This is a genomic window from Zooshikella harenae (assembly GCF_018837975.1).
Taxonomy (GTDB): domain Bacteria; phylum Pseudomonadota; class Gammaproteobacteria; order Pseudomonadales; family Zooshikellaceae; genus Zooshikella; species Zooshikella harenae.
In genome coordinates this window covers 1-6,036 of record NZ_JAGSOY010000129.1, presented here as the reverse complement: position 1 = coordinate 6,036, position 6,036 = coordinate 1, and the positions used below count along the sequence as shown (strand labels likewise).

Sequence of the window (6,036 nt, the reverse complement as noted above, 5' to 3'; positions counted from 1 at the left end):
TGATCAGACCATACCGCAAATTCGTTACCACTTGGCTCAGTAAAATGAAATCGTCGTCCTCCAGGAAAAGAAAAGATAGGCTTTGTTATTTCTCCACCGTGTGTCTCTATTTTGCTTTGTGTACTTACTAAGTCGTCACTATAAAATACTAATAAAGCAGCTCCGTGGCTTGTTAAGGATTTTAACTCTGACTGGTAAAAGCCACCATCAAGACCTTGATTAGTAAAAGCAGTATAGCCAGGGCCATAATCTTCAAATATCCAGTCAAAAACAGCAGAAAAAAACTTTTTTGTTCTAGACAGATCATGTGCAGGAAGCTCAACGTAATTTAATTTTTCATGTGCTTTCACTGATAACTCCTTATATAAGTCTGTGAGGTATGACAGGAATATTAGTTATATCATTATTGGCTTACTAAGCAAACTTGGATGCATGTGAAGTGTTTTGGTAAATAATGACTACTAAAGGTTTAACGCTAATTACTTACATATATACCCTTCACAAATCATTTTTAGGCTTTGTTGTCAGTGTTCTTCACCCCAGTCACTTATTCATATAAGCTCCTGGGGCTTCATCACTTGACGGCCACGCCTAAAAAACCTTTGTTATGGGTATAAAAATGTAAGGAATGAAGTTCATGTCCGTTTGTTTAAGGGGGTATCCTGGAGGCAAGTTTAGTTGTTTTAGCGTTATAATAACTATCACAATAAGTATTTTTACTCTTTTAATGACATTTTTAATAATAATCCATGAATACAATATTGTAATCAGTGAATCTCTTCTACATTTATCTGTGCAATAGGTTCATTGTTAAAGAAAATATCCGCTTGACGATAACGAGGTGATTTAGGAGAAAGCACTTTATCATACTTTGCTTGTGTCCAGGTCATAACCTGAGGCCACATGCCTGGCTCCTGAATTAAGTGTAAGTCGAGCAGTAATATTTCAGGGTTGATACCCTGTGGCTCTCTCGTGCATAACACGGCTTTTACCCCAGGGTTTGCTACGTAAATTTCACCCGTCACATGGAAATCATCAGGTTTTGGGGGCATTAAGTTTATCCAAGAGTACCAGTCCTTCGCTTTCATAAAATGCTCCATTAAACTGTTTGTTGTCGGTTGGGTTTGACTATTTAGTCTGAGCGTTTTTTTAACGCTATAAGGTTAGCAGGTAGTGTGTTTGTTAGCAGAAGAAAGTTGTTTAATGAATAAAGATTTAACTAATAAAACGAAAATCACTATTAATGACTATGAATAACAAAATACCTCACATAAGGTGTGATGTTGGCAATAAAAGAGTCATATACTGACTTAGTAGATGCTGGACTAATAATTGTAAGTGAATTACTTTTAATACATTAGTCTTAGGCTCACATTGGTATGTGTTGATTGTACAAATGTTAAGATTAATGGTACCAATGTGTATAAAATATAATAAAGTTCACAGTGCTGACCTCCAAGACCATTATATGTGGTAAACATACCCTGTTAGGGGAAACGCTTTGAGTAGCCTGTAGCAAGGCCATTAGACAATGGCATAACTGTTCATTAACTAAAACTCAAGCGATTTAAAGTTATAAAGACAAGGAGCGTGCAAATGAGAAGGAACTCATATAGTGCCAGTTTTGTTGGTTTAATAGCCGGCTTGAGTTTACCTATGTTCTGTTATGGGCATAGCGCGATGTTTCCCGATGGATTCAAGTTTGATGACAGCAATGAAGGCAAAAAGCCGAGACTGATGTTGCGCGATGTTACCACGAAATGTGAAAATGGAAATGCCAGTGGTTACCCATGTAAAAACGTAGACTTACAGACATTTTTGGCAAAAGAAAAAATGGGAGGAGGATCTGCAAACCTGAATGATATATGGGGTTATACGGATCCTGTCACTGGTGCTGAGATTGCAATTGTCGGTAGAACCAATGGTACGTCATTTGTAGATATAACTAACCCACTTGAACCCGTATTCTTAGGTTTTTTACCTTCTCATAATAATGGTTCTGCTGCATGGCGGGATATTAAAACCTATAATGATCATGCATTTATCGTGGCGGATGGTAGTGCTAATCGCACTCATGGTCTTCAGGTTTTTGATTTAACGACATTACGTGATTTAGCCTCTCCAGGACAAACATTACAAGAAACAGCGCATTTAGATGGATTTGGTAATGCGCATAATATTGCCATAAATGAGGATACAGGTTACGCCTATATAGTGGGGAGTAATCAGTGTAGTGGCGGTTTGTATATGGTGAATGTTTCTGATCCTCAAAGACCCGTCTATGCAGGATGTTTTTCTTCAGATGGTTATACCCATGATACACAGTGTGTTGTATATAAAGGGGCTGATATACAGTTTTATCAGCATGAAATATGTATTGGTTACAACGAGGATACAATAACCATTGTAGATGTTACGAATAAATCGAATCCAAAACAAATATCCAGAACGCCATATGAAGGTGCGCAGTATACCCATCAGGGATGGTTTCTTAATGACGAGCATAATATCCTGATTATGAATGATGAGCTGGATGAACAGCGTAATGGTATTAATACAACATCATATATTTATGATGTAAGTCAGTTGGATAAGCCTATAGAAATAGGACGTTACGTTGGTCCAACATCCGCGATTGATCATAATCTTTATACAAAGGATGGTTTTGTCTTTGAGACTAATTATCGCGCAGGGTTGCGTATTTTAAGCACTAACGATATTGAAAAAGGAAAGCTGGAAGAAGTAGCATACTTTGATTCTATTCCAGGTTCAAATAGTGCACAATTTTCAGGGACATGGAGTAATTACGTATACTTTGACAGTGGAAATATTGTGCTAAGTGATATTGGTAATGGATTGTTTGTTGTTAATCCTGATTGGGATGCGATTAACAAACCTGATCCAAATCCTACTTATTGTAACTCCAGTAGTACTAATGCTAATTATGAGTGGATAGCTGGGGTACAGTTTGCTCAGTACACACATAATTCAGGTGCAAGCCAATATTCTGATTTTACAAAAGAAGAGGTTAACTTGGTTGTAGGAAAAAGCAATATAATGCTACAACCAGGATATTCAGGCATAAAATTTAATGAGTATTGGAAAGTTTGGATTGATTTGAATAAAGATGGTGATTTTGATGATACAGGTGAAATGGTTTTTAACTCAAATGAAGCAATTTCTTCAACAGTAAGTGGTGATTTAACCATTCCTGCATCAGTAGCAGAAGGAAAAACACGGCTTCGAGTGTCTATGCGCTATAATAGTGCACCATCAGCTTGTAATGAATTTAAATATGGAGAGGTGGAAGATTATACTGTCAATATCACTCATAACTAACATATTGTATGACGTTACACGATTAACTCGATTAAGAAAAAGCGGCAGCAGTTATATCATTTGTGGGTGGGTAGTAACGGCAAGTTTATTATCAAGTAGCACGCTTTATAGTGCTGAGGTTTCAACAGTGAAACCTCAGCTTATTTCTGACACGTTAGATATCGCTGCCGAGCTTATTTATGATGGAAGAAGTTTAGAACTAGGTTCTATCAAACTTATTAGTCGTGCAAACCAATTACGTAAAGATGTCAATAAACTTAGGGCTTCAGCGCGTACTGCCGGGGATGATGATACAAGGCAACAATTAAGTGATGCAGCCAATTTATTAGCAAGTCAGATATTACAATGGCAAAAGCAAGGTGCAGATAATCGCCAACAAAGCAGTCGCTATAAGGGGTTTGGACATCAATTATTAAAACAGGCCATGGTTAAGCATTGGCCGTCACGAATAAAGTTGCAAGGCGAAATGTCGTTAATACCTGCCAAGCACCAGCTCATAGCACATAATACCCAAATTCGTAGTGTTCATCCTTCAATGCCTAAAGTAATGCAAACAGTTAAAGAGCCTGTTGCTAATATGTCGCTTTCCATTCCTGCGATGAATAATCAAACGATTCCTTCTCCCTTGGATACATCAAGCTATCAACTTTCCAGAGATTTACACTATTTTGCCCATGTTGAACCTGTACCTGACGATTTAACTGTGTTAACAACGGGGAATGATCCTGCAGTGCCGTTAAATACGATACATCAGTGGTATTTAATTGTCACCGATCTTAAAGGTCAAGCTGCTAGTAATAAAAAAATAAAAGTAAGAGGTCATATGCCAGGGCATGTTCATGGCTTACCAACACAACCTAGAGTCACTGAAGAAGTTGAACCAGGTGTTTATCTTGTGGAGGGGGTAAAATTTCAAATGATTGGCTGGTGGGTTATGGAGTTTGATATACCACATAATAACGAGCAGGATACGGTGAAATTTAATATTGTATTATAGCATTAAAAAAAGAGCCTTATTCATTAAGTAATAATAGTCATGAACGGACACCTAATAATAAAACATATTTGCCTGTTGCTCGCTTTATGGGTATTGAATGAGAATGTTTATAGTGACGATAGTGTATACCAGTTTACTACTGGGGATATTCAATTTTTATCACAATTTAATTTATCCAATCTACCACCATTACCTGATGCACAAGATAACCAGTATGCGGATTCGCTAATAGCAGCATCTATTGGTCAGCAGCTCTTTTTTGACACAAGATTTAGTGCAAATCAGCAAGTATCATGCGCAACTTGCCATAATCCACAACTGTATTTTACAGATGGTTTAGTCGTATCAAAAGGTATGTCAGAGACACGGCGCAATGCGCCTTCTATCATAGGTGCTGCTTATAGTCCTTGGCAATTTTGGGATGGCCGTAAGGATAGTTTGTGGTCTCAAGCATTAGGCCCAATGGAATCTGGTGTTGAACATGGGTTAAGTAGATTGGAAGTAGTCCAGATGTTTATACAATACTATTTATCTTCTTATAAACAGCTGATGACAGAAACAGGGAAGTCAGATAACTCAGTATCAAAAAAATATTTTCAGCAATTAACCTCATTATTAAAACTTAGCACTCCTTCAAGTCCAGATGGTGTAATACAAGCTCAGCAAAATTGGCAGGAAATTAGTCAAGTACAACAAAGTTTAATCAATCGAGTTTTTGCTGATGTAGGTAAATTACTAATGGCCTACCAGCGTCAAATACGACCATTGCCAAGTCGCTTTGATTTATTTGTTAAACAGCTTGAAAAAGATACCGTTAATAAGGTAAAACTGAAAGAAATTTATACAGAAGAGGAGGTTGCTGGATTAAGGCTATTTATGGGAAAAGGGAACTGTGCCAGTTGCCACAACGGTCCGCTTTTTACCAACTATGAGTTTCATAATATTGGTGCACCTGAAGCAGATATAAAACAGGTTGATATGGGGCGTTATGAAGGTGTAGCTGCACTATTAAAGGATAAATTTACGTGTTTGTCACCATGGAGTGATGCTGATAAAAACTATTGCCAGGAAATGCTTTATTTAAAAAAACAAGGACCTGAACTTGTGGGTGCTTTTAAAACACCCTCTTTGCGTAATGTTGCTAAAACCGCACCTTATATGCAAAGTGGACAGTTTGCTACCCTAGACGATGTTTTAGCACACTATAATAAACCTACTCCACCTTACTATGACCGAGAGCAGCACCCTTCCAGGCCACATTTTGATATTTTACCGTTAGGGTTGACCCCTGAAGAGTTACAACAAATTAAGTCTTTTTTATTTACCTTGACAGGCGACTTGAAACTAGCAGATTTGTGGTGGCAGCCCCCTAAAAAAACTACTAAAGATACTGCTCTCGTAAGTAAAGCGGCAAAGCATTTCTAATATCAGCTAACAAACAGTCATTTAATTAATCATATTATTAAAAGGATACACTACTACATTTTTTGTAATAGTGCTTCAGTTGAGCCGACCTGTTTTTTATAGGTTGCTCAGTTTCATTCTTGCCATAGTGCCACTGATTGACAAGTTCAACAAGGGTTTCTCCTGCCTGTAAGCGTTTAGTTTGGCTTAATGACTGTTAACTCACCACTTAAGATATATGCTGCATTGATTACTGGATGATGATGAAGAGGAAGTTGAGTATTTGGGGGGATAGT

At 37.5% G+C, this 6,036-nt stretch carries 5 protein-coding genes; 3 read left to right on the top strand and 2 right to left on the bottom strand.

All coding sequences use genetic code 11. The features are described 5' to 3' along the window. Positions 1-350, bottom strand: a 350-nt coding sequence (locus KCG35_RS23315) for a VOC family protein (RefSeq protein ID WP_215822265.1), incomplete at its 3' end; no start/stop codon positions are given. A gap of 417 nt (positions 351-767) precedes the next feature. After that, positions 768-1,088: a hypothetical protein gene (locus KCG35_RS23310; protein WP_215822264.1), complete on the bottom strand. Its 321-nt coding sequence runs from the start codon at positions 1,086-1,088 to the stop codon at positions 768-770. A gap of 508 nt (positions 1,089-1,596) precedes the next feature. Here KCG35_RS23310 and KCG35_RS23305 point away from each other — a divergent pair. The 3 genes from KCG35_RS23305 (at position 1,597) to KCG35_RS23295 (ending at position 5,761) form a co-directional block, all read left to right on the top strand. Next, positions 1,597-3,339: a choice-of-anchor B family protein gene (locus KCG35_RS23305; protein ID WP_215822263.1), complete on the top strand. Its 1,743-nt coding sequence runs from the start codon at positions 1,597-1,599 to the stop codon at positions 3,337-3,339. 127 nt (positions 3,340-3,466) lie between these two features. Further along, the gene (locus tag KCG35_RS27015) at positions 3,467-4,336 is read left to right on the top strand and encodes a FixH family protein (protein ID WP_215822262.1); all 870 of its coding nucleotides are present in this window, start codon (positions 3,467-3,469) and stop codon (positions 4,334-4,336) included. Positions 4,337-4,375: 39 nt separating this feature from the next. Further along, positions 4,376-5,761, top strand: a complete 1,386-nt coding sequence (locus KCG35_RS23295; RefSeq protein WP_215822261.1) for a cytochrome-c peroxidase — start codon at positions 4,376-4,378, stop codon at positions 5,759-5,761. Positions 5,762-6,036: the final 275 nt, after the last annotated feature.